General features: G+C 62.2%; 21 protein-coding genes. 5 read left to right on the top strand and 16 right to left on the bottom strand.

Features of this window, described 5'->3' with window-relative positions; translation table 11 throughout:
- Positions 1-2: 2 nt before the first annotated feature.
- The gene (locus K3177_RS03685; protein ID WP_221597091.1) at positions 3-452 is read left to right on the top strand and encodes a protein tyrosine phosphatase family protein; all 450 of its coding nucleotides are present in this window, start codon (positions 3-5) and stop codon (positions 450-452) included.
- Here K3177_RS03685 and purU read toward each other — a convergent pair.
- The 3 genes from purU to K3177_RS03670 all read right to left on the bottom strand — a co-directional run bounded on the left by purU (position 442) and on the right by K3177_RS03670 (position 2,710).
- Positions 442-1,296 carry a formyltetrahydrofolate deformylase gene (purU, locus tag K3177_RS03680; protein WP_221597089.1) on the bottom strand — a complete coding sequence of 285 codons (855 nt, stop codon included), beginning with the start codon at positions 1,294-1,296 and terminating at the stop codon, positions 442-444. The two genes, K3177_RS03685 and purU, sit on opposite strands and share 11 nt — an antisense overlap.
- A gap of 69 nt (positions 1,297-1,365) precedes the next feature.
- Positions 1,366-1,692 carry a hypothetical protein gene (locus K3177_RS03675; RefSeq protein WP_103023034.1) on the bottom strand — a complete coding sequence of 109 codons (327 nt, stop codon included), beginning with the start codon at positions 1,690-1,692 and terminating at the stop codon, positions 1,366-1,368.
- A gap of 1 nt (position 1,693) precedes the next feature.
- A complete protein-coding gene (locus tag K3177_RS03670; protein ID WP_103023097.1) occupies positions 1,694-2,710 on the bottom strand; it encodes an NAD(P)H-dependent flavin oxidoreductase in 1,017 nt (338 codons plus the stop codon).
- A gap of 97 nt (positions 2,711-2,807) precedes the next feature.
- On the opposite strand from K3177_RS03670, the gene K3177_RS03665 reads away from it, so the two are divergent.
- Positions 2,808-4,619, top strand: coding sequence for an SLC13 family permease (locus tag K3177_RS03665; protein WP_221597087.1), 1,812 nt, complete (start codon positions 2,808-2,810; stop codon positions 4,617-4,619).
- Here K3177_RS03665 and purT read toward each other — a convergent pair whose 3' ends face one another.
- Positions 4,620-5,780, bottom strand: coding sequence for a formate-dependent phosphoribosylglycinamide formyltransferase (purT, locus tag K3177_RS03660; protein ID WP_221597085.1), 1,161 nt, complete (start codon positions 5,778-5,780; stop codon positions 4,620-4,622).
- A gap of 103 nt (positions 5,781-5,883) precedes the next feature.
- Entirely contained in the window at positions 5,884-7,167 is a 1,284-nt protein-coding gene (locus K3177_RS03655) for an aspartate kinase (RefSeq protein ID WP_247714210.1), read from the bottom strand.
- A gap of 53 nt (positions 7,168-7,220) precedes the next feature.
- Between K3177_RS03655 and ubiG the strand changes: the two genes are divergently transcribed.
- Entirely contained in the window at positions 7,221-7,979 is a 759-nt protein-coding gene (ubiG, locus tag K3177_RS03650) for a bifunctional 2-polyprenyl-6-hydroxyphenol methylase/3-demethylubiquinol 3-O-methyltransferase UbiG (protein ID WP_221597081.1), read from the top strand.
- A 36-nt stretch (positions 7,980-8,015) separates the two neighbouring features.
- On the opposite strand, the gene K3177_RS03645 is transcribed toward ubiG, so the two are convergent.
- From K3177_RS03645 to K3177_RS03630, 4 genes are all read right to left on the bottom strand, one after another.
- The gene (locus tag K3177_RS03645) at positions 8,016-9,074 is read right to left on the bottom strand and encodes a glycerophosphodiester phosphodiesterase family protein (protein WP_221597080.1); all 1,059 of its coding nucleotides are present in this window, start codon (positions 9,072-9,074) and stop codon (positions 8,016-8,018) included.
- A 114-nt stretch (positions 9,075-9,188) separates the two neighbouring features.
- Complete coding sequence (locus K3177_RS03640; RefSeq protein ID WP_221597078.1) at positions 9,189-9,536, bottom strand: arsenate reductase; 348 nt, start codon at positions 9,534-9,536, stop codon at positions 9,189-9,191.
- Complete coding sequence (gene ruvC, locus K3177_RS03635) at positions 9,533-10,006, bottom strand: crossover junction endodeoxyribonuclease RuvC (RefSeq protein ID WP_221597076.1); 474 nt, start codon at positions 10,004-10,006, stop codon at positions 9,533-9,535. The genes K3177_RS03640 and ruvC overlap by 4 nt, the downstream gene beginning before the upstream one ends.
- Positions 10,007-10,013: 7 nt before the next feature.
- Complete coding sequence (locus tag K3177_RS03630) at positions 10,014-10,757, bottom strand: YebC/PmpR family DNA-binding transcriptional regulator (protein ID WP_103023026.1); 744 nt, start codon at positions 10,755-10,757, stop codon at positions 10,014-10,016.
- A gap of 69 nt (positions 10,758-10,826) precedes the next feature.
- On the opposite strand from K3177_RS03630, the gene K3177_RS03625 reads away from it, so the two are divergent.
- Entirely contained in the window at positions 10,827-11,585 is a 759-nt protein-coding gene (locus K3177_RS03625; RefSeq protein ID WP_221597075.1) for a CPBP family glutamic-type intramembrane protease, read from the top strand.
- On the opposite strand, the gene K3177_RS03620 is transcribed toward K3177_RS03625, so the two are convergent.
- From K3177_RS03620 to K3177_RS03605, 4 genes are all read right to left on the bottom strand, one after another.
- Entirely contained in the window at positions 11,582-11,929 is a 348-nt protein-coding gene (locus tag K3177_RS03620) for a heavy metal-binding domain-containing protein (RefSeq protein ID WP_247714209.1), read from the bottom strand. The two genes, K3177_RS03625 and K3177_RS03620, sit on opposite strands and share 4 nt — an antisense overlap.
- 55 nt (positions 11,930-11,984) lie before the next feature.
- Complete coding sequence (locus K3177_RS03615; RefSeq protein WP_221597073.1) at positions 11,985-12,860, bottom strand: SDR family oxidoreductase; 876 nt, start codon at positions 12,858-12,860, stop codon at positions 11,985-11,987.
- Between the two features lie 71 nt (positions 12,861-12,931).
- A complete protein-coding gene (locus K3177_RS03610) occupies positions 12,932-13,168 on the bottom strand; it encodes a DUF2312 domain-containing protein (protein ID WP_050601763.1) in 237 nt (78 codons plus the stop codon).
- 78 nt (positions 13,169-13,246) lie between these two features.
- Entirely contained in the window at positions 13,247-13,561 is a 315-nt protein-coding gene (locus tag K3177_RS03605; RefSeq protein ID WP_103023094.1) for a DUF1244 domain-containing protein, read from the bottom strand.
- A gap of 49 nt (positions 13,562-13,610) precedes the next feature.
- Here K3177_RS03605 and pyk point away from each other — a divergent pair, with 49 nt between their 5' ends.
- Entirely contained in the window at positions 13,611-15,086 is a 1,476-nt protein-coding gene (gene pyk / locus K3177_RS03600; protein WP_221597071.1) for a pyruvate kinase, read from the top strand.
- Between the two features lie 43 nt (positions 15,087-15,129).
- Here the strand turns inward: pyk and K3177_RS03595 are convergent, their stop codons facing one another.
- The 3 genes from K3177_RS03595 to K3177_RS03585 all read right to left on the bottom strand — a co-directional run bounded on the left by K3177_RS03595 (position 15,130) and on the right by K3177_RS03585 (position 19,687).
- Complete coding sequence (locus tag K3177_RS03595) at positions 15,130-15,426, bottom strand: hypothetical protein (RefSeq protein ID WP_221597069.1); 297 nt, start codon at positions 15,424-15,426, stop codon at positions 15,130-15,132.
- Between the two features lie 465 nt (positions 15,427-15,891).
- Positions 15,892-17,241, bottom strand: a complete 1,350-nt coding sequence (gene gltX, locus K3177_RS03590) for a glutamate--tRNA ligase (protein WP_221597067.1) — start codon at positions 17,239-17,241, stop codon at positions 15,892-15,894.
- Between the two features lie 40 nt (positions 17,242-17,281).
- Positions 17,282-19,687 carry a putative bifunctional diguanylate cyclase/phosphodiesterase gene (locus tag K3177_RS03585; protein ID WP_221597065.1) on the bottom strand — a complete coding sequence of 802 codons (2,406 nt, stop codon included), beginning with the start codon at positions 19,685-19,687 and terminating at the stop codon, positions 17,282-17,284.
- Between the last annotated feature and the right edge of the window lie 42 nt (positions 19,688-19,729).

The following is a 19,729-nucleotide window of genomic DNA, read 5'->3' as shown; positions in this document are numbered from 1 at the left end:
GCATGGGCGATCCGTCCGATATCAGAAACTGGCGCAGGCGTTCGGACGCGATCACCACGTCCGGCAGGTTGGAGGCCGGTGATCCCGCCAGACTGGCGGCCCTGGGCGTGCGTCACGTCGTGAATCTGGCGCTCGACGATCACCCCGAAGCGTTACCCGATGAAGCGGAAAAGCTGGCAGCCGAAAGGATCGGCTATTCGCACATTCCGGTCCCCTTCGATGCGCCCCGGCGCGAACATGTCGCCGAACTGGCACGCGTGCTGGCCGATACGAAGGGCCCGGTTCATGTGCATTGCATCATGAACTGGCGGGTGACGGCCTTTTTCTACTTGCTGGACCTCGAAAACGGCGTTCCAAAGCGCGAAGCGCGCGCACGCATGGCCACGGTATGGGATCCCCTTGCCAGCGATGATCCGCGTTTGGCGCCCTGGAAGGCGCTGCTCAGCTCCTGAAGACGACCGTGCGCTGGCCGTTGAGCAGAACGCGGTCTTCGAGATGCAGACGGACGGCTTCTGCCAGAACCCGGCTTTCGATATCGCGACCCTTGCGCACCAGCTGATCGGGCGTGTCCGCATGGCTGATAGGCTCGACGTCCTGATGGATGATCGGTCCTTCATCGAGGTCGGCAGTGACGTAATGCGCACTTGCCCCGATCATCTTGACCCCCCGCTCGTATGCCTGGTGATAGGGCTTTGCGCCCCTGAAGCCGGGCAGGAAACTGTGATGGATGTTGATGCACCGCCCGCTGAAATGCGCGGCCTGTTCGTCGGACAGGATCTGCATGTACCGCGCCAGCACAACCAGCTCGGCCTCACTCTCTTCGGCGATTGCGCGCACCTTTGCCTCCTGCGCGCTTTTCTCGCCGCTCGCTACGGGGAGGTGGTGGAAGGGGATGTCCCCCGGATGCGTATGCTCGATTGCCGCGCGCGGATGATTGGAGATGATTGCCACGGGCTCCATCGGCAATTCGCCGATCCGCCAGCGGTACAGCAGGTCGGCCAGGCAGTGATCGAACTTGCTGACCATGATGAGCACCCGCCGCGGCCGGTCGCGCAGCGCAAGCTTCCAGTCCATCGCGTGTTCGGCGGCAATCGGTGCGAACTCTGTCCGAATCATTTCGCGCGAAGCCTCGCCCGGATCGAACTCGACCCGCATGAAGAAGGCATCGCTCGACCGGTCGTTGAACTGCTGCGCTTCGAGAATGTTGCCGCCGCGTTCGAACAGGAACGACGTGACGCGCGCGGTGATGCCCGGGCGATCGGCGCAGGACAGGGTCAGGACTAGGGGCTCGGACATCCCGTTTCCATGTCCTGCCATTGTGGGTCGGTGCAAGCGCTATGCGCTTGGGGCGCGACAATCAGGAATTCATCCGTCGAATTCGAACACCACCTTACGCATACCCGCTTCGATCAGCGCGGTCCGCACGACCTCCATGTCGGCCTCGCCCAGCGGGGATTCGCAGCTGACCACCCGCGCGATCGGATCGCGCAGCGAAAAGCCGCCGGTCGCGATGACCTGCCGGATCCCACGCACGATCGTGTCCTCCAGATAGCGCGGGTTGGCGACTACGGAACTGTCCGAAGAGAACGCGTATTCCGCGCGCTGATCGACAAACGTGTCGGTCGGGCGATGCGTCACCTGCACCCGATCGCGATAAATCGCTATATCGAGATCGAGGCGATGAATCGTCATCTCACCGGCGCGCGAGCGCTTCCTCGCTCTGGCTCATCAGCTTTTCGATGATGGCCGCCACCGGCTCTTCTTCCTTCAGCATGCCGACCGACTGGCCTGCCATGAGGCTGCCGTTCTCAACATCGCCATCGATTACCGCGCGGCGCAATGCACCGGCCCAGTAATGTTCGATCTGCAGCTGCGCTTCGGCCATCGCGATTTCCTCACGGTCGAGCACGCCTGCCACCTCGATCTGCTTGCGGGTGAACTCGTCCGTACCCTTGTTCTTGAGCGCGCGCACCGGGATCACCGGCAGCCTCGGGTCGACCTGCACGCTCGTGATGGCATCGCGCGCGCTGGCGCGGAAGAAAGCCTTCTTGAAGTTGGGATGCGCGATGCTTTCGGTGGCGCAGGCGAAGCGCGTGCCGAGCTGGACGCCCGCCGCGCCCATTTCCAGATAGCCGGCGATCGCCTGCCCGCGGCCGATCCCGCCGGCGACGAAGATGAGATGGTCTTCGGCGAGTTCGGGCAGCATTTCCTGCGCCAGGACGCTGGTGGAGACAGGGCCGATATGGCCGCCCGCTTCCATGCCTTCGATCACCAGCGCATCCGCGCCGGAGCGCAGCAGCTTCTTGGCGAGCGCCAGCGTCGGCGCGAAACAGATCACCTTGGCGGGGTTCTGCCCGCCCTTGATCGCTTCGACACTGCCCTTGGGCGGAATGCCCCCGGCCAGCACCACATGGCCCACGGCGTGCTTTTCGCACACGGCGATGAGGTCGAAGAGCTGCGGGTGCATGGTGATGAGGTTCACGCCGAACGGGCGGTCGGTCAGCTTGCGGGTTTCGGCGATTTCGGTGTCGAGCAGATCGGGCGTCATCGCCCCGCAGGCGATCACGCCAAACCCGCCGGCGTTCGAAATGGCAGAGACGAGATTGCGTTCGGACACCCAGCTCATCGCCCCGCACAGAATGGCGGTTTCGCTGCCGAGAAAATCGCAACCGCGCTGCATCAAACGCGAAGTCTTGGAGTAACTGTTCATGATGAGATCGCTTAAGCCCACCCCGCAATCCTAGCAAGCACATGCACTCATTCGATTTAACTAGGCATCCCGTACTTTTACTGTAGCCGACATTTGAATGCCATCGCTTCTACCTGATTCGGTCGCCGCTTATCACCCGCTCATCGGGCTGATACTCCTTTTCCTCCTGTTCGCCGGCTTCGTGGTGGAACGTCTGCCGCCGGTGGTCGTGGCCACGCTCGGCGCGCTGATCATGCTGTTGCTGGGGTTCATTTCCACCGACGAACTGCTCGGCGTGTTCTCGAACCCCGCGCCCATCACCATCGCGGCGATGTTCGTGCTGTCGGGCGCGCTGCTGCGCACGGGCACGCTGGAAGAAGTGTCGGGCTGGATCATCCGCCGCACCCGGCGCAAGCCCCGGCTGGCGCTGGCGGAAATCGGCTTCGGCACCATTGCAGCCTCGGCCTTCATGAACAACACGCCGGTCGTTCTGGTGATGATCCCGGTGGTCAAACGGCTCGCCCGCTCGCTCGGAACCGCGGCCACGCGCCTGCTGATCCCGCTATCCTACCTCTCGATCCTGGGGGGCACGCTCACGCTGATCGGCACCTCGACCAATCTCCTCGTCGATGGCGTCGCGCGCGAACAGGGGCTCGCCCCGTTCGGCATGTTCGAAATCACCGGCGTGGGCCTTGTCGCGGCGCTGGCGGGCACGGCCTATCTCGTGCTCGCCGGGCCCCGGCTCCTGCCCGATCGCCCGCAGCGCGCGCTCGACGATGACACGGAAAGCGATTTCTACCTCTCCCACCTCGTCGTTTCCGAAAACAGCCCGCTCATCGGCCAGGAACTCGGGTCGACCAAGCTGGTGCGCCGCCCCGGCGTGAAGATCATCGGCATCAAGGCCGGGGGCGAGGTGATCCGCAAGGATATCGGCGAACATATCCTCGGCGTGGGCGATCAGCTGGTGGTCGGGGCCAGTCCCGCCGAACTCGCTTCGCTGGCGGAAGCCTTCGATTTCCGCACCGGCCTTACCGGCGTGGGCGGCGGCGTCGATACGGCGGGCAGCGGGCGTCCCGCCGACCTGTCCCTGATCGAAGCGGTCGTTTCCAGCTCCCACCCCATCATCGGGCGGCGGCTTGCGGAAATTCCCATGCTGGCCAAACTCAAGGTGCGCGTGCTGGGCCTGTCGCGTCCGCGCCATATCGCCGGCCCGGAACTTGCCGAGGTGCGCGTGAGGGCCGGCGATCGCCTGCTGATCGCGGCCGGTGCCGATGCCGTGCAGGCGCTGCAGAACAATGTCATGCTCGGCACGGTGACACAGGCCCCGACCCGTGCCTTCCGCCGCGCCCGCGCCCCGATCGCCATCGGCACGCTGGCCGCGGTCGTCCTGCTCGCGGCGATCTTTTCCTGGCCGATCCAGGCGCTGGCCCTGATCGGTGCCGGTCTTGTGCTGGCGACGCGCTGCCTCGAACCGGAAGAAGCCTGGTCGGCGATCGACGGCAATACGCTGGTGCTCATCTTCGGCATGCTCGCCTTCGGCGTCGGGCTGGACAATGCCGGTACGGTCGAACTGATCGTGGCGACCCTCGAACCGGTCTTCGCCAATGCGTCGCCGCTGCTGCTGCTGATCGCGATCTACGGGCTGACCAGCCTGCTGACCGAAAGCGTGACCAACAATGCCGTCGCGGTCATTCTGACACCCATCGCCATCGGCCTCGCCGGGGTGACGGGCGCCGATGCGCGCGAACTGGTGGTCGCGGTCATGCTCGGCGCCAGCGCCAGCTTCGCAACGCCAATCGGATATCAGACCAACACGCTCGTTTACGGCGCGGCGAATTACCGGTTCATGGACTTCGTGAAGATCGGCCTGCCGATGAACGTGGTCGTCGGCATCGCAACCTGCTTCGCCATCGACGCCTTCTTCGGCTGATCAGTCGCCGTAGACGATCCGCACCTTGTGTGCCGCCTCGCGCGCCTTGCGCCGGGCTTCGTCGGTATCGCCAGCCGTCGCCAGGGCCACGCCCATGCGCCGATAGGGGCGGCTGTCTGGCTTGGCGAAAATCCGCAGGTCCGCTCCATCGGCCATAGCTTCCGCCAGCCCTTCATAGGACAGGCTCTTGGAATCGCGCTCGGCCAGGATAACGGCGCTTGCCGCCGGGCGGGCGCGCAGATCGGCCGGAACGGGCAGGCCCAGCACGGCGCGGGCGTGCAGGTCGAATTCGGTCAGGTTCTGGCTCACCAGCGTGACCATGCCGGTATCGTGCGGCCGGGGGGACAGCTCGGAAAAGATGACCTCTTCGCCCTTCACGAAGAACTCGACCCCGAACAGGCCATAACCGCCCAGATCGTCCACCACGGTCCGCGCCATTTCCTGCGCCTTGGCGATGGCCTGATCCGACATCGGCGTCGGCTGCCAGCTTTCCTGGTAATCGCCGCGCTCCTGCCGGTGGCCGATGGGCGGGCAGAAGGTCACGCCGTCCCTGTGGCGGACTGTCAGCAGGGTGATCTCGTAATCGAAATCCACGAACTGTTCCACGATCACGCGCTGCCGGTCGCCGCGCATGTTGGCGTGGGCATAATCCCATGCCGCCTCCAGCCCGGCCTCGTCGCGCACGGTCGACTGGCCCTTGCCGGACGAGGACATGACCGGCTTGATCACGCAGGGAAAGCCGGTGTGCTGCGCCGCCGCCTTCACCTCTTCGAGGTTCTTGGCATAATGATATTTCGACGTGACGAGGCCCAGTTCATGCGCCGCAAGATCGCGGATCGCATCGCGGTTCATCGTCAATTGCGCCGCGCGGGCCGATGGGACGATGGTAAAGCCCTCGTCCTCCAGTTCGGCCAGCACGGATGTGCGGATCGCCTCGATCTCGGGGACGATATAGTCGGGCCGGTGCTTCTCTGCCGCTTCGCGCAGCTTTTCACCGTCGAGCATGGAGAACACCTCGCGCGCATCGGCCAATTGCATGGCCGGCGCATCGTCATAGGCATCGCATGCCACCACATAGGCACCCAGCCTCTTTGCCGAAATGACGAATTCGCGGCCCAGCTCGCCCGAACCGAGCAGCAGGATTTTCGCGGTATGGCTCATGTGCGCGTCGCTCCCAAACCGATGACGACCCCGGCCTCATAGGCCAGATAGACCAGGCCCACCGCCACCAGCACGCTTGCGATCGCGGTTGCGACCCGCCGGATCACGCGACGGCCTCGTCCACCGCGTCCAGCCCGTAGGCGGTGTGCAGGACACGGACCGCCAGTTCGGTCTCGTCCTCGTCGATCATCACGCTGATCTTGATCTCGCTGGTGGAGATCGCCTGAATGTTGATCCCGCGATCCGACAGCGCGCGGAACATGGTGCTGGCGACGCCTGCATGGCTCTTCATCCCCACGCCGACGACGGAAATCTTGGCGATCTTGCTGTCGGTGATCAGGCGGTTGAAGCCGATGTCCTCGCGCTTGTCTTCCAGCAACGCCTGCGCGCGCGCCAGATCGGTCTGCGGCACGGTGAAGGTCACGTCGGTCTCGCCCTTGTCGCGGCCCACGTTCTGGATGATCATGTCCACGTTGATGGACGCAGCCGCCAGCGGTTCGAAGATATGCGCCACTGCCCCCGGCTTGTCGGGCACGCGGGTAAGGATCACCTTGGCCTCATTCTTGTCATGCGCGATGCCGGTCACGTGCTGGCGTTCCATATCGCCCTTCTCCACCAGTTCGTTCATTTCTTCTTCCGACACGATCATCGTGCCCGGAAGGTCGTCGGCAGGGATGGCATCCTCGCCGACGAAGCTGGAAAGGACCTGCACCCGCACGCCCTCTTTCATGGCAAGCCCGACCGAACGCGTCTGGAGGACCTTCGCCCCCACGCTCGCGAGCTCGAGCATTTCTTCGTAAGTGACCGCCTTCTGCTTCCTCGCCTTGGCGACAATGCGCGGGTCGGTCGTATAGACGCCGTCGACGTCGGTATAGATATCGCAGCGATCGGCCTTGATCGCCGCTGCCACGGCCACTGCCGAGGTGTCCGAACCGCCGCGTCCCAGCGTGGTGATGCGGCCATCGTCGCCCACGCCCTGGAATCCCGGGATAACGGCGATTTCGCCCGCTTCCATGCTGGCGATCAGCGCATCGCCATCGATCTCGTCGATGCGCGCCTTGGCGTGGGCCTCGATCGTGCGGATCGGCAACTGCCAGCCGAGCCAGCTTCGCGCCTGGCTGCCCAGCGATTGCAGCGTCAGCGCCAGAAGGCCGCTGGTCACCTGCTCGCCGCTCGCGACCACCACGTCGTATTCGGCCGGATCGTACAGCGCATTCGCCTCGCGGCAGAAATTCACCAGCCGGTCTGTCTCGCCCGCCATGGCCGAAACGACCACTGCGACCTCGTGTCCGCGCGACTGCTGTTTGCGCACGATATTGGCCACGCGCCGGATGCGCTCGGTCCCCGCCATGGAGGTTCCGCCGAATTTCATCACGATACGGGCCAAGCGAGGAGGTCTCCGTGCTGGAATAGCTGGGTTACGGCTGCTAGCCAGAGCGCATGAGTGATGCAACCACGCAACCGCGAAGCAATACTTCGGGCGGCCAAACGATCCGCCCCGATGAAGCTGCCCATTTCGGCAAGCTGGCCAAGGACTGGTGGGATCCGAAGGGGTCTTCCGCCATGCTTCACCGCCTCAACCCGGTCCGGCTCGCCTTCCTGCGCGAATGCGTGGATATGCATTGGGGCGGCGATATTTCGCAGCGTCATCCGCTCGCGGGCAAGACCGCGCTCGATGTGGGTTGCGGTGCGGGCCTCCTGTGCGAACCCATGGCGCGACTCGGGGCAGATGTAACCGGCGTCGATGCCGCGCCGGAAAACACCGCTGCGGCGGCCGTCCACGCTGATGGCGCCGGTCTCGATATCCGCTACATCGCGGGCGAAGTCGGCGCTCTCGACATCGGCACCTTCGATCTGGTCACGGCGATGGAAGTCATCGAACATGTCGCGGACAAACCCGCCTTCATCGCCGCGCTCGCGGGCAGGCTCGCGCCCGATGGGCTGATGGTCCTGTCCACACCGAACCGCACGCCGCAGTCGCGGCTGCTGATGATCGGTGCGGCAGAAGGGCTCGGCATGATCCCCAAAGGCACGCATCACTGGGACGATTTCATCACGCCGGAAGAACTGGGCGCGTTGCTGGACGATGCCGGGCTGGAGATGGGCGAACCGCGCGGCATTTCCTTCCGGCCCGACAAGGGCCTCCACCTTTCGGCCGATCTCTCGCTCAACTATCTAGTCACGGCGCGGTACCGATAGGCTCGGCAAAGTCCCGCGATGCTGGCCTGACGTCGATCAGTCGCCTGCCTTCATGGCCGGAACCACCAGTCCGGGATCGTCGGTGAAAACGCCGTCGAGCCCGGCCGCCCTCAGCAGTGCGACCATCGCCGGCACATCGCCCGCCGCATTCTCCGCACTGCCGCGGCGCAGGGCTGGCGGCAGGAAGGCGTTTTCCTTGCGCAGCGTCCAGCCGTGCAGCTTCAGGCCTGCCCCGTGCACCTTCTCTGCCAGCCCGGTCGGGGTCCCGTCCGCGTTGAATACCAGCCGCAGGTCGGCACCGATGGCATCGGCATATTTGGCCACTTCCGCCAGCCCGGCAGGTGTCAGCATTTCGTCATAGGACAGGGCCGGCTCGTCCGCCGGACCGCTGCCCGGCGTCACCAGCAGCACCAATGGCACCTCGACCATCGTATCGAGGCGGCGCAGCGTGCCCACCTCGAAACTCTGGATGAAAACCGCATCCTCCGCATCGTCGAGATTGGCCTGGCGCAAGGCGGTGACCAGCAGGTCCACCGTGTCGAAACCCTGTTGCAGCAGGAAATCGGGATGCTTGAGTTCGGGATAGATGCCGACGCGCCTGCCCGTCTCGGCTTCCTTGGCCTCCACCAGCTGCAGGATCTCGGCAAAGGTGGGAATGGCATAGAGACTATCGAACTGCGCATTCTTCGTCCGCAGGCTCGGCAGGCGTTCCTTCGCGCGCAGCGTGCGCAGCTCGGCCAGGGTGAAATCTTCGGCGAACCAGCCGCTTACCAATCGCCCGTCGATGGTCTTGGATCGCTTGCGGTCGGCAAATTCCTCATGGGCGGCGACATCGGTCGTGTCCGACAATTCGTTTTCATGGCGCGCGACCAGCACCATGTCCTTGGTCACCACCAGATCGGGTTCGATATAATCCGCCCCCTGATCGATCGCGCGCTCATAAGCGGCCAGCGTATGCTCCGGCCGTTCGCCGCTGGCACCGCGATGCGCGATCACGATGAAGTCGGAAGCCTGCAGCGGCAGCGCCGTGAACAGCACGGCAAGGAGCGCGATCGATCGAAGCGCAGGCCAATTGGCGAAAATCGCACGGATCATGGTCGACAAAGCTCCTGTTCGTGGCCGTTTCGTACTGTTCGGCAGGGATGTTCGGCGCAGATCAAACGCTCGATTAACATGCATATCGCCAACCGTATGGTGCCCGGCCGGTCGTTACTTGAGGGCAGCGGCCCATTCGGTTTCGTCGAACCCGACCAGCAGGCCGCCGGGATATTCGACCACGGGCCGCTTGATCATGCTGGGATTGGCCTCGAGCAAACCTACCGCTTTCGTCTCGTCGACATCGGCCTTCTCCGCGTCCGCCAGCTTGCGCCAGGTCGTCCCCCGGCGGTTCAGGATGGTATCCACGCCCTTGGCCCCGATCCATTCCCGCAGCTTTTCCGGATCGGCACCCTCTTTCTTATAGTCATGAAAAACATAGGGAATTTCTTGCCCATCGAGCCATTTGCGGGCTTTCTTGACCGTATCGCAATTGGGGATGCCGTAAAATTCGATCGTCATAACGTCCTCCTCAAATGGGCGTCCGCAATGGCCACCGCCAGCGCATCGGCCGCGTCCGCTCCCGCGATTTTTACGCCTGGTAACAAGACCTTGACCATCGCCTGCACCTGCGCCTTCTCCGCTGCGCCGGTGCCGACCACCGCCTTCTTCACCAGCCGCGCAGCGTGCTCGTTGACCGCCAGCCCCGCCGTTCCGCACGTCGCCAGCACAGCCCCCCGCGCCTGCGCCAGCTTAAGCGTCGTTTGTGCATTTTTGTTGACGTAGATTTCTTCCGCCGCCGCCCGCCCGGGCTGGTGCACGGCAATCACTTCCGCGAGCGAGGCCTGCAACAGCCCCAGCCGCTGCGCCATGCTGGCTTTCGGATCGGTTGGTACCTGCCCGTTGGCGATATGCGTGATACGCGCACCCTCGGACCGGATCACGCCCCACCCCGTGCAACTGAGCGAGGGATCGAGACCGAGGATGAGCACGGCTGGTTTAATCCAGCTTTTCCATCACTTCATCGGAGATATCGTAATTGCCCCACACGGTCTGCACATCGTCATCGTCGTCGAGGGCGTCGATCAGCTTGAGCAGGGTGGACGCATTCTTCTCGTCCATGTCGACGGTAAGGTTCGGCTTCCACGCCAGCTTGACGGTTTCCGCTTCCCCGAGCGACTTCTCGAGATCGGAGGCAACCTGGTGGAGATCTTCGGCCGCGGTCCAGATTTCGTGGCCGTCATCCGAACTCGCGATGTCTTCCGCCCCGGCTTCCATCGCCGCTTCGAGGATCTTGTCTTCGCTGCCTGCTTCGGCCGGGTAGAAAATCAGGCCAAGACGCTCGAACCCGTGGGCAACGCTGCCTTCGGTGCCGAGATTGCCGCCATTTTTGGAAAAAGCGGTGCGGATGTTGGTCGCGGTGCGGTTGCGGTTATCCGTCAGTGCTTCGACGATGATCGCGCTGCCGCCCGGGCCATAGCCTTCGTAACGCACTTCTTCGTAGTTCTCGCCGTCCTGCGCACTCGCCTTGTCGATCGCGCGCTGGATGTTGTCCTTGGGCATGGACTGCGCCTTCGCCGCGTTGACCGCCAGGCGCAGACGGGGGTTCATGTCCGGATCGGGCATGCCCATCTTCGCCGCGACGGTGATTTCGCGGGACAGCTTGGAAAACATCGCGCTGCGCTTCTTGTCCTGCGCGCCCTTGCGATGCATGATGTTTTTGAATTTGGAATGGCCGGCCATGGTTTCGCTTCGTAGCTCGATTGGTTGGGACGTTTCTCGTCAGAGATTCTCGGGGGTCGCCTTAGCCGCATGAACGCCGGAACGACAAGTCTTGCGCCTGCGATTTCGATGCGCAGCGAATGGGTTCAGTTCGCCCGCTTTCTGAAGCGCCCGACACTGCCCGCCCGCGCGCCCTTGCCAAAAATCAGGAGCCTTACCGCCGTACTTCGGCTGTTCGTCCTCGATCTGATCGTAATGAGCGTGCTTCTGGGAATCGCCGGAGCGGTGATGTCGGCCGGTATCGACGTGCCCGAAACGGCGCTTGCGGGCATGGAAATCGGCCCGGCCATCATCTTTGCGGTAATCGTGATCGCTCCTCTGGTCGAAGAGACGCTATTCCGCGGCTGGTTATCGGGGCGCCCGGGCCACGTTCTTGGAATTCTTCTGGCCGTTCCTGCCGGCTTGCTGGCGGCCGGCATCTTCACAGCCGTCGGCGGCGGGACCTTCGCTAATCCCTGGGCCGGAATGGCTGGGGCCGTGATCGTGGGACTTATTGTGGCCCTCGCATTCGTTTTCCTGCTGCGCCGACGCGATGCCATGCGCTGGTTCAAACGCTTTTTCCCGCTGTTTTTCTGGTTAAGCACGCTGGGTTTCGCCAGCGTCCACCTGTTCAACTTCGAGCCCGGTCAGATGGCCATGGCCTTGCCTCTGGTGCTTCCGCAATTCGCGACGGGCACGATGCTAGGCTACTTGCGGGTCAGATACGGGCTGTGGTCGAGCATCCTTTTGCACATGCTTCACAACGGGGCGTTCATTTCGCTGGTGTTGCTGGCGGGAAGCGCCGCCTAGGTCTTGACGGCCGTCCCGCTAGCACTGACCATCAGCATGGAACCGGTATCGCCGATTACCTCGTAATCGAGATCGATACCGACCACGGCATTGCCGCCCAAGGCTCCGCATTCGGCCTGAAGTTCCTGAATGGCCTGCTCTCGTGCGTCGCGCAGGATGCGTTCGTAACTCCCGGAACGGCCGCCCACGATGTCCCGAATATTGGCAAACAGGTCGCGGAAGAGATTGGCACCGACGATCACTTCACCGGTGACGATGCCGAGATAGTCCTGGATGGGCTTGCCCTCGATAGTCGGCGTCGTTGTGACGATGATGCCGCGAGCATCTTTCCAAGGGCCTGCCATTTCCGGATCTCCTGTTCCTTGCTGTGTTGCAAACATAGGACGGCTGACACACGGATCAACCGTTGACGATGATGCCCCCGTTGGGATGAAGAACCTGTCCTGACATGTAAGAGCTGTCCTGACAGGCAAGAAACAGGAAGGCGGGTGCCACTTCGTTCGGTTCGCCCGGTCGGCCCATTGGCGTGTCTTCGCCGAAACTGTCCATATTTTCGGGCGGCTGCCCGCCCATCGGATTAAGCGGCGTCCAGATCGGACCCGGCGCAACCGCATTGACGCGAATTCCCTCGCCGACCAGATTTTCCGACAACGACCGGGTAAACGCCGTGATCGCCCCCTTCGTGGCGCTGTAATCCAGCAGTCCGCCAGAACCCTGATACATCGTTACGCTGGTACAATTCACTATCGCCGCCCCGTTCTTCAGATGCGGACGCGCGGCCTGCGTCATGTAGAACATCGAAAAGATGTTGGTCTGAAAGGTGCGCTGTAGCTGTTCGGTCGTGATATCGGTTATGTCGTCGTCCGGATGCTGTTCGCCGGCATTGTTGACGAGAATGTCCAGTTGGCCCCATTTCTCGATGACGGCCCGAACCAGTCCCTTGCAATGTTCCGGACTGCCGACGTCGCCAGCGGAAAGGAGCACTTCGGCGCCTTCCTTTTCGCATGCATTCCGCGTAATTTGGGCGTCGTCGTGTTCTTCGAGATAGGCGATCGCGACCTTCGCCCCTTCTCGGGCGAACAGTACCGCGGTTGCTCGCCCTATGCCGCTATCACCACCGGTTACGATGGCGACCTTGCCTTTCAATCTTCCCGATCCGGGGTAGCGCGGCTGCCATTGGGGTTTGCGATCGAGATCGGTTTCTGATCCCGGCATCCGCGGTTCTTCAGATGTTTCTTCGATGAAGGCAGTATCGACGGGCTGAGTGTTGGCCATGGGTGAATTCCTTTCACCCGACCAACAGCTTGAAACGGCGCCGTGTTCCGACAGCCCGCCGCAGCAAAGCGTCAGCCCATGCCAAGCGCGGCCTTGTAGGTATCGAGAATGGTTTCCTGCTCGCTACGCTCGTCCGGCTTCATCTTCCGTAGACGAATGATCTGGCGCATGATCTTCGTATCGTAACCGACCGCCTTGGATTCCGCGTAAACGTCGCGAATGTCGTCGGCGATGCCCTTCTTCTCTTCTTCAAGCCGTTCGATGCGCTCGATCAGAAGGCGCAGGCGGTCGTCGGTGGCTTCTGCCATCTTGTAAAACTCCAGAATTTGAGAATCGGTTGGCGGCTCGATAGCCAGCCTGTCGGCGGTGGTGAAGGCGGCGACTCGTTACTCCACGCGATTTTTCGCAATGCTGGCCTCCATTCGGGCAAGCTGTTCTTCCGTCGCCGGGGCCTGACGGGTCGATTTCCATTCATCCATCGGCATTCCATGGATCAGCTCCCGCGCCGCCAGTTTGTCGCCTTCGAACCCGGCATCGCGGATCCAGTCGGCAAGGCAGTTACGGCAGAATCCGGCGAGGCCCATCAGTTCGATATTCTGCGCATCGTGACGGTGCCGAAGATGGCGTACCAGCCGCCGAAATGCCTCTGCCGCTACGGCATCGTCGAGTTGATCGAGGGCATCGGGCGCATTCGTAGTCATGTCTCTATCGTCCTTGCTTTGTCGCATAGCAGTGCCATAGGCCATTCCCATGGCCAATTCCGCCCCCAAGCTCGATCCTCGCGGCCGCAAGGTCAAGATTCTCGCCACCGTCGGTCCTGCCAGCCGCTCGCCAGAAATGCTCGCCAGGCTGTTCAAGGCCGGGGTCGATGCGTTTCGCGTCAACATGAGCCATGGCGAACATGCCGATCATGCAAAGACGATCGAAGCCATTCGCGCGATGGAAAAGCAGTTCATGCGCCCCATCGCGATCCTCGCAGACCTTCAGGGTCCCAAGCTTCGCGTAGGCAAGTTCAAGGACGGACAAGCGGTCATCCGCCATTCCGGGCATTTCAAGCTCGACCGCAATCCTGAGCCCGGCGACGAGACGCGCGTCGAACTGCCGCATCCAGAACTGTTCGGCCTGCTGGAGAAAGGCCAGCGCCTGCTGATCAATGACGGCAAGATCCGCCTGAAAGTGATCCGGGCCGACGAGAATGAAATTCTCTGTTCTGCAGAAGTCGGCGGAGTCATTTCAGACCGCAAGGGCGTCAATGTACCCGATGCCGAAGTGCCGATCCCGGCCCTTACCGACAAGGACCGGAAGGATCTTGCTTTTGCAGTCAGTCAGGGCGTCGACTGGATCGGCCTCAGCTTCGTGCAGCGCCCGGAAGACCTTGCCGAAGCCCGTAAGCTGATGGGTGGTTACGGCGCGCTGTGCGCCAAGATCGAAAAACCCATGGCCGTTCGCCGGCTCGACGAAATCATCGACATGAGCGACGGCATCATGGTTGCTCGCGGCGATCTTGGGGTCGAACTCGAACCCCAAGAAGTCCCGCCTCTCCAGAAGCGGATCGTGAACGCCACCCGCCTCAAGGGTAAGCCGGTGATCGTGGCGACACAGATGCTGGAGAGCATGATAGAAAGCCCTGCCCCGACCCGGGCAGAAGTCTCCGACGTGGCCAATGCAGTATACGACGGCGCCGACGCCGTCATGCTTTCCGCAGAAACCGCTGCGGGCGACTGGCCCGAAGAAGCGGTCACCATAATGCACAAGATCGCGCGCCAGGTAGAGGGCGATGAAGCCTATCTCGCGCGGGTACGGTTTCTGGACACGCCACCGGACAGGACAACTGCCGACGCACTGGCGCATGCTTGCATGACCGTGGCCGACACGGTAGCGGTTAGTGCGATCACGGTCTTCACAGGTTCGGGATCTACTGCCCGCAGGGTTGCGCGCGAACGCCCCAGCGTACCCATGCTCGTGCTGACACCGAGTATGAAGACGGCGCGCCGCCTGGGTCTGCTATGGGGTGCCCACGCCGTTGCGACCAAGGACATTGGCAGTTTCGAAGAGATGATCGCCAAGGGCAAGCGCATGGCGCTGCGTCATGGCTTCGGGGAAGCGGGCAGCAAGCTGATTGCACTGGCCGGCGTCCCGTTCGGCACCCCCGGTTCGACAAACCTTCTGCATGTCGTGACGATCAGCGGTGACGAACTGGACAAGCACGACGTGCAAAAGGATTGACGGGCGGACACTTTCTTTAAAAGCACCGCCCGTCTGCGGATTATCAGGCGCCGATCGCCACGATTGTAATTCCGCCGAGCAGCAGGATTCCTGCCAAGACGGTCAGAACCATTTCGACCAATCCAAGCCTGTCGATATGGGCGGATCGAAAATCGCTGTACTGCTGCCGCAAGCGCTCCTTGCTGGCCAGGCTGGCGACTTCGAGCGCCGAAGCCTCTTTGTCGAACCAGCGTTTTAGATCGGCCAGCTCCGTACTGTCGATTTCCGGATAACGCAGTAAGGTCGCCTCGATCTGGTCGAAGCGGTCGGTGACGGCACCGCCGTCGATATCGGTTGTCATTGTAAATATGTCCTGTCTGAACAGAATTGGCGCCCCACGGGGGACGCGGCGGCTCAGATCAGGCGGGGTGGTTCCCGTGGGGATGCCAGAGAACGAGGCGGCGGCTTCAGCGGCGGTGCGCGGGGCCCATGCGCCGGCCAGGGCTTTTGTTGCAGTCCCGCGTGCAGGCTCGCCTTAGGTGTCAGTATACTCGTGAATGGAGCTGTTTTGTCCGGACATGGCTGCGCTACCGTGCAGACGATGCCGGAATTGTCCTCCCTCGGAGGAAGCGTGACTTCCGCCGTTGCCGCACTGAATACCGGACCACGTCCGCGATCGAGCGAGATGGGCTGGGAAGGAATCGCGTGCGCGAAAAGAACCGCCAGTAACAGCGCAACCAGCGGGCGCGCCCGGGATCTGTTCAGCACATCGAGCATGGTGCCCCAAGGTAAGGGCCGCCGCGCCATGCCGCAAGTCGGCGGAAATCTAGCTGGTCGCGGCCTTGGTCAATCGCGCGCGGGCTTCCTCCTCGCCGATCAGCGGCAACAGTTCCCCCATGTCCGGCCCGTGATCCATACCCGTCAACGCCTGGCGCAACGGAAGGAACAGCGGTTTGCCCTTGCGACCGGTCGTGTCCTTCAGCGCGCCGGTAAGCGAACGCCACGGATCGTCGCTCCATACGAGCGTGCTCGCTGCTTCGGCGAGATAGGCGCGATCATCCTGCGTAAATTCCGGCTGATCAACCGGGCCGGTGACCAGCGCCCACCACTGACCCGCCTCGTTTACATGCGCGAGGTTCGGCCTGATGGCATGCCAGCCAGCCTCGTCCATACCCTGCGGGAGTCTGTCGGCGACCTGGGAAAATTCCATCTGATGGACAAGCGCTGTGTTGATACGGTCAAGTTCCGCATCGTCGAACTTTGCCGGTGCCCGTCCGAATGTCGAAAGATCGAAGGTTTCGAGAAGCGCCTCGATTTCGGCGATAGGTTCGACGGGAAGCGATGTGCCGAGGCGCGCCAGTAGCGCGATGATCGCTTCCGGCTCGATACCACGTTCGCGAAAGGCATCACAGCCAAGCGATCCGAGCCGTTTGGATAATTTGCCTTCGGTACCCACCAGCAGAGCCTCATGCGCAAAGCTGGGAATTTGCTGCGCTCCGTCTCGTGCAGCAATCAGTGCGGTAAACATTTGAATTTGCACCGCAGTATTGCTTACATGGTCCTCTCCGCGCAGGACGTGGGTAATACCCATATCGAGATCGTCCACCGCACTCGGCAGCATGTAAAGCCAGCTTCCGTCTGCGCGCCTCACGACTGGATCGGACAACTGGGCGGCATCGAATTTCTGTGGCCCTCGCACCCCATCGTTCCAGCCGATCTGCTCGTCATGATCGAGCATGAATCGCCAGTGCGGCACGATACCCTGCGCCTCCTTGGCCGCTCGGTCTTCCTCGCTCAGCTCAAGGGCCCCGCGATCATATATCGGCGGCAGGCCACGCCCGAGCCGGATCTTGCGCTTCAGCTCGAGTTCCTGCTGCGTTTCGTAGCAGGGATAAACGCGGCCGGCCGATTGCAACGAAACGAAGGCTTCTTCGTATTTCGCCAGACGCTCTGACTGACGGGCTTCGTCATCCGGGAGCATTCCGAGCCACGCCAGATCCACTCGGATTGCGTCGACATACTCCTCGCGGCTGCGCTCGGCATCGGTATCGTCGATCCGCAGTATGAATTTGCCGCCAGTCTTTCTCGCCAGCATCCAGTTATGCAGGGCGGTACGGATATTGCCGACATGGAGCCGCCCTGTAGGCGACGGAGCGAAACGGGTGACAGTGGTCATGTTCGCGCCGATAGCGGAGGGCGGCTGGCTTGGCGAGAGGTCAGCTGGCGCGTCGTGGGCTTTGCTTCACGCTTGCCTCGCGCGTACGGCGGTAGGCCAATATCCCACTGACCGCGCCACCGCGCATGGCGGCATCGACGGCATCGGCCGTGGCGAAGTTTTCTCCAGGCACCGGTTCGCAGATTAGATAGCCCTGCGCTTCCTGACAGCCGAGCCTGCGCAGGAGATCGAGCTGGTCGCGCGTTTCGACGCCCTCCGCCGTGGTCGCCATACCCAACGCTTCGGCAAGCTTGGTGATGCTCGAAACGATCGCCTGGTTGTCGGCAGAACTCTCCACTCCGTCGACGAAGTCCTTGTCGATCTTGATCCGGTCGAAGGGAAAACGGCGCAGGTAACTCAGAGAAGAATAGCCGATGCCGAAATCGTCCAGCGCGATGCGGGTGCCCAATTCCCGAAGCTTCTGGAGATTGCCCATGCTGATGGAGCTTTCCTGCATCAGGACGTGCTCGGTGATCTCGAACTCCACCCGTTCCGGCGCGATGCCATGTGCATGCAACGATTGGGCAATCACCTTCACCAGATGCGGGCTGCGCACCTGTGTAGGCGAGAGATTGATGGCAATACGGAAACGGCCTTCCCACTTTGCCGTTTCGGCAAAGGCCTGCCGGATCGACCACTCACCAATCGGAACGATCAAGCCCGTTTCTTCCGCAACTTCGAGAAAATCGGCTGGGCCGATAATTCCGCGCTTGGGATGGTACCAGCGTAGGAGCGCTTCATATCCGACAACCGAACCCGATTGCAGGTCGATCACCGGCTGATAATGGAGGTTGAGCTGACCTCGGGCCACCGCTTCGCGCAAATCGATTTCAATTTCGCGGCGCTCGCGGGCCGCCAGATCGATGGACTGATCGTAGAGTGCGAGAGTGTCGCGCCCTTTGTTCTTGGCAGCAAAGAGGGCAAGATCCGCACGGCGCATCAATTCCTCGGCATCGCAGCTTCCGTCACTGCTTCTGGCGATGCCAACGCTGCCCGACACGCGATAGATCTGACCATCTATTTCGAATGGATCTCGGATAGCGGCAAGGAAACTGTGCGCCCTTTCGATAAGCATGCCGGCCCCGGAACGCGTTTCGACGAGGATGGCAAATTCGTCGCCCCCCAGCCTCGCGACCAAATCCTGTCCGCGGACTTCCTGTTCAAGTCGTTTACCGACCTCGCGGAGCAACCTGTCGCCCATGAGATGTCCGCGCGTGTCGTTGACTGCCTTGAAGTCGTCCAGATCGAGGTAGAACAGGGCAATGTTGCGCACCCTTTCGTTCTGATCCAGCGCAGCACGCAGGCGTTCGTTAAAGAGATAGCGATTAGCGAGCCCGGTCAAATTGTCGTAATGCGCCATGAAGGCGACGCGCTCTTCGATCATCCGATCGCTCGTCACATCCCGTGCGACGCCGCTGATTTGGCCATCGTTACGCGGCCTGGCGGAGAGCTTCCAGTAGCGCATCTCCCCGTTGATCCTCAATTTGAGCACCAGATCGTGGAAGCGGCTGCGTTCAGTGAGATGCCGCGCAAAAATGGCGCGGTTCGCATCCGCCATGAACATGTCGATCAGCGGCTTTCCTTCGAGCGTTTCGGCAGGCTTCTCGGCTGCCATTGCGAACCGCTCGGCCACGTTACGGAGATTGCCGGCTTCGTCGACCGTCCAGAGCCAGTCGGACGAATGCTCTTCGTAATCGTTGAGCAACAAGCGAACCGTGTCGGTCGCTTCACGGCGGTTCATCTCGGCTTCGAGCCACTCGACAATCTGCCGCTCCTGCTCGCGCGTCGAGCCGAGCAGCGCGATGACGAAAAGCGCGAGCAGGATCAGGGCGGGCAAACCCGCCATACCAGTGCCGATCCAGATGGCAGCGGTGATTGAAATTGCCATCACGGCTACGTGGAAGATCGCAGCACTCGGCGCCGTTCTGTGAACCAGCAAAACGCCGCAAAGCACGGCGATTGCCACAACTGCGAGCACAACTGCGTCCAGACCATGTGCGACCGGCGCCAAATACGGAAAGATTCCGGCCCAGGCCAAGGAGCCAAGCCATTGCAACAGAACGAAACGGCGCCAGTGTCTGCGCAACTCCCCTAGGGAGGGACTTTCACGGTCGAGAATGCTGTCGAAGACCACATAGACCGCGATCAGCACCAACTGCACGGTCGCCCAACCTATCAGGACCGCAAGATCAACCTGATCGCGGAAGGTGTAGACAAGCGCCACAATCGACCCGAGCGCTGGAAGCAGGGACAACGTCGCCCCGGTCGTGAAATCTCTCATTCTGCGGGTCAGCAGAAGTTGTCCGACCGCAGCGTGCCCGTCCGGACTTCCGCCGGTTCCATACGCTTCGGTATCGGGCCGTTCTACTGCCACGAAATTCCCCGCATTGCGGTCACTTTCCCCCATGTACCGATAGTTAAGGTGCAACTACTCAAACCTGCCGTCAAG

It is taken from the genome of Qipengyuania pacifica (assembly GCF_019711555.1).
GTDB lineage: Bacteria > Pseudomonadota > Alphaproteobacteria > Sphingomonadales > Sphingomonadaceae > Qipengyuania > Qipengyuania pacifica.
The sequence above is the reverse complement of the archived record's forward strand: the minus strand, read 5'-3'. Positions and strand labels throughout refer to the sequence as shown.

What these genes read in the sequence shown, in the direction of transcription:
- K3177_RS03615 (WP_221597073.1), bottom strand. Translation starts at nt 12,860, where the DNA reads ATGGCCAACACTCAGCCCGTCGATACTGCCTTCATCGAAGAAACATCT.
- K3177_RS03620 (WP_247714209.1), bottom strand. Translation starts at nt 11,929, where the DNA reads ATGGCAGGCCCTTGGAAAGATGCTCGCGGCATCATCGTCACAACGACG.
- K3177_RS03610 (WP_050601763.1), bottom strand. Translation starts at nt 13,168, where the DNA reads ATGGCAGAAGCCACCGACGACCGCCTGCGCCTTCTGATCGAGCGCATC.
- K3177_RS03665 (WP_221597087.1), top strand. Translation starts at nt 2,808, where the DNA reads ATGCCATCGCTTCTACCTGATTCGGTCGCCGCTTATCACCCGCTCATC.
- K3177_RS03670 (WP_103023097.1), bottom strand. Translation starts at nt 2,710, where the DNA reads ATGAACAGTTACTCCAAGACTTCGCGTTTGATGCAGCGCGGTTGCGAT.
- K3177_RS03595 (WP_221597069.1), bottom strand. Translation starts at nt 15,426, where the DNA reads ATGACAACCGATATCGACGGCGGTGCCGTCACCGACCGCTTCGACCAG.
- K3177_RS03675 (WP_103023034.1), bottom strand. Translation starts at nt 1,692, where the DNA reads ATGACGATTCATCGCCTCGATCTCGATATAGCGATTTATCGCGATCGG.
- purT (WP_221597085.1), bottom strand. Translation starts at nt 5,780, where the DNA reads ATGAGCCATACCGCGAAAATCCTGCTGCTCGGTTCGGGCGAGCTGGGC.
- K3177_RS03625 (WP_221597075.1), top strand. Translation starts at nt 10,827, where the DNA reads ATGAACGCCGGAACGACAAGTCTTGCGCCTGCGATTTCGATGCGCAGC.
- pyk (WP_221597071.1), top strand. Translation starts at nt 13,611, where the DNA reads ATGGCCAATTCCGCCCCCAAGCTCGATCCTCGCGGCCGCAAGGTCAAG.
- gltX (WP_221597067.1), bottom strand. Translation starts at nt 17,241, where the DNA reads ATGACCACTGTCACCCGTTTCGCTCCGTCGCCTACAGGGCGGCTCCAT.
- K3177_RS03640 (WP_221597078.1), bottom strand. Translation starts at nt 9,536, where the DNA reads ATGACGATCGAATTTTACGGCATCCCCAATTGCGATACGGTCAAGAAA.
- K3177_RS03585 (WP_221597065.1), bottom strand. Translation starts at nt 19,687, where the DNA reads ATGGGGGAAAGTGACCGCAATGCGGGGAATTTCGTGGCAGTAGAACGG.
- K3177_RS03685 (WP_221597091.1), top strand. Translation starts at nt 3, where the DNA reads ATGGGCGATCCGTCCGATATCAGAAACTGGCGCAGGCGTTCGGACGCG.
- K3177_RS03645 (WP_221597080.1), bottom strand. Translation starts at nt 9,074, where the DNA reads ATGATCCGTGCGATTTTCGCCAATTGGCCTGCGCTTCGATCGATCGCG.
- K3177_RS03605 (WP_103023094.1), bottom strand. Translation starts at nt 13,561, where the DNA reads ATGACTACGAATGCGCCCGATGCCCTCGATCAACTCGACGATGCCGTA.
- K3177_RS03630 (WP_103023026.1), bottom strand. Translation starts at nt 10,757, where the DNA reads ATGGCCGGCCATTCCAAATTCAAAAACATCATGCATCGCAAGGGCGCG.
- purU (WP_221597089.1), bottom strand. Translation starts at nt 1,296, where the DNA reads ATGTCCGAGCCCCTAGTCCTGACCCTGTCCTGCGCCGATCGCCCGGGC.
- ubiG (WP_221597081.1), top strand. Translation starts at nt 7,221, where the DNA reads ATGAGTGATGCAACCACGCAACCGCGAAGCAATACTTCGGGCGGCCAA.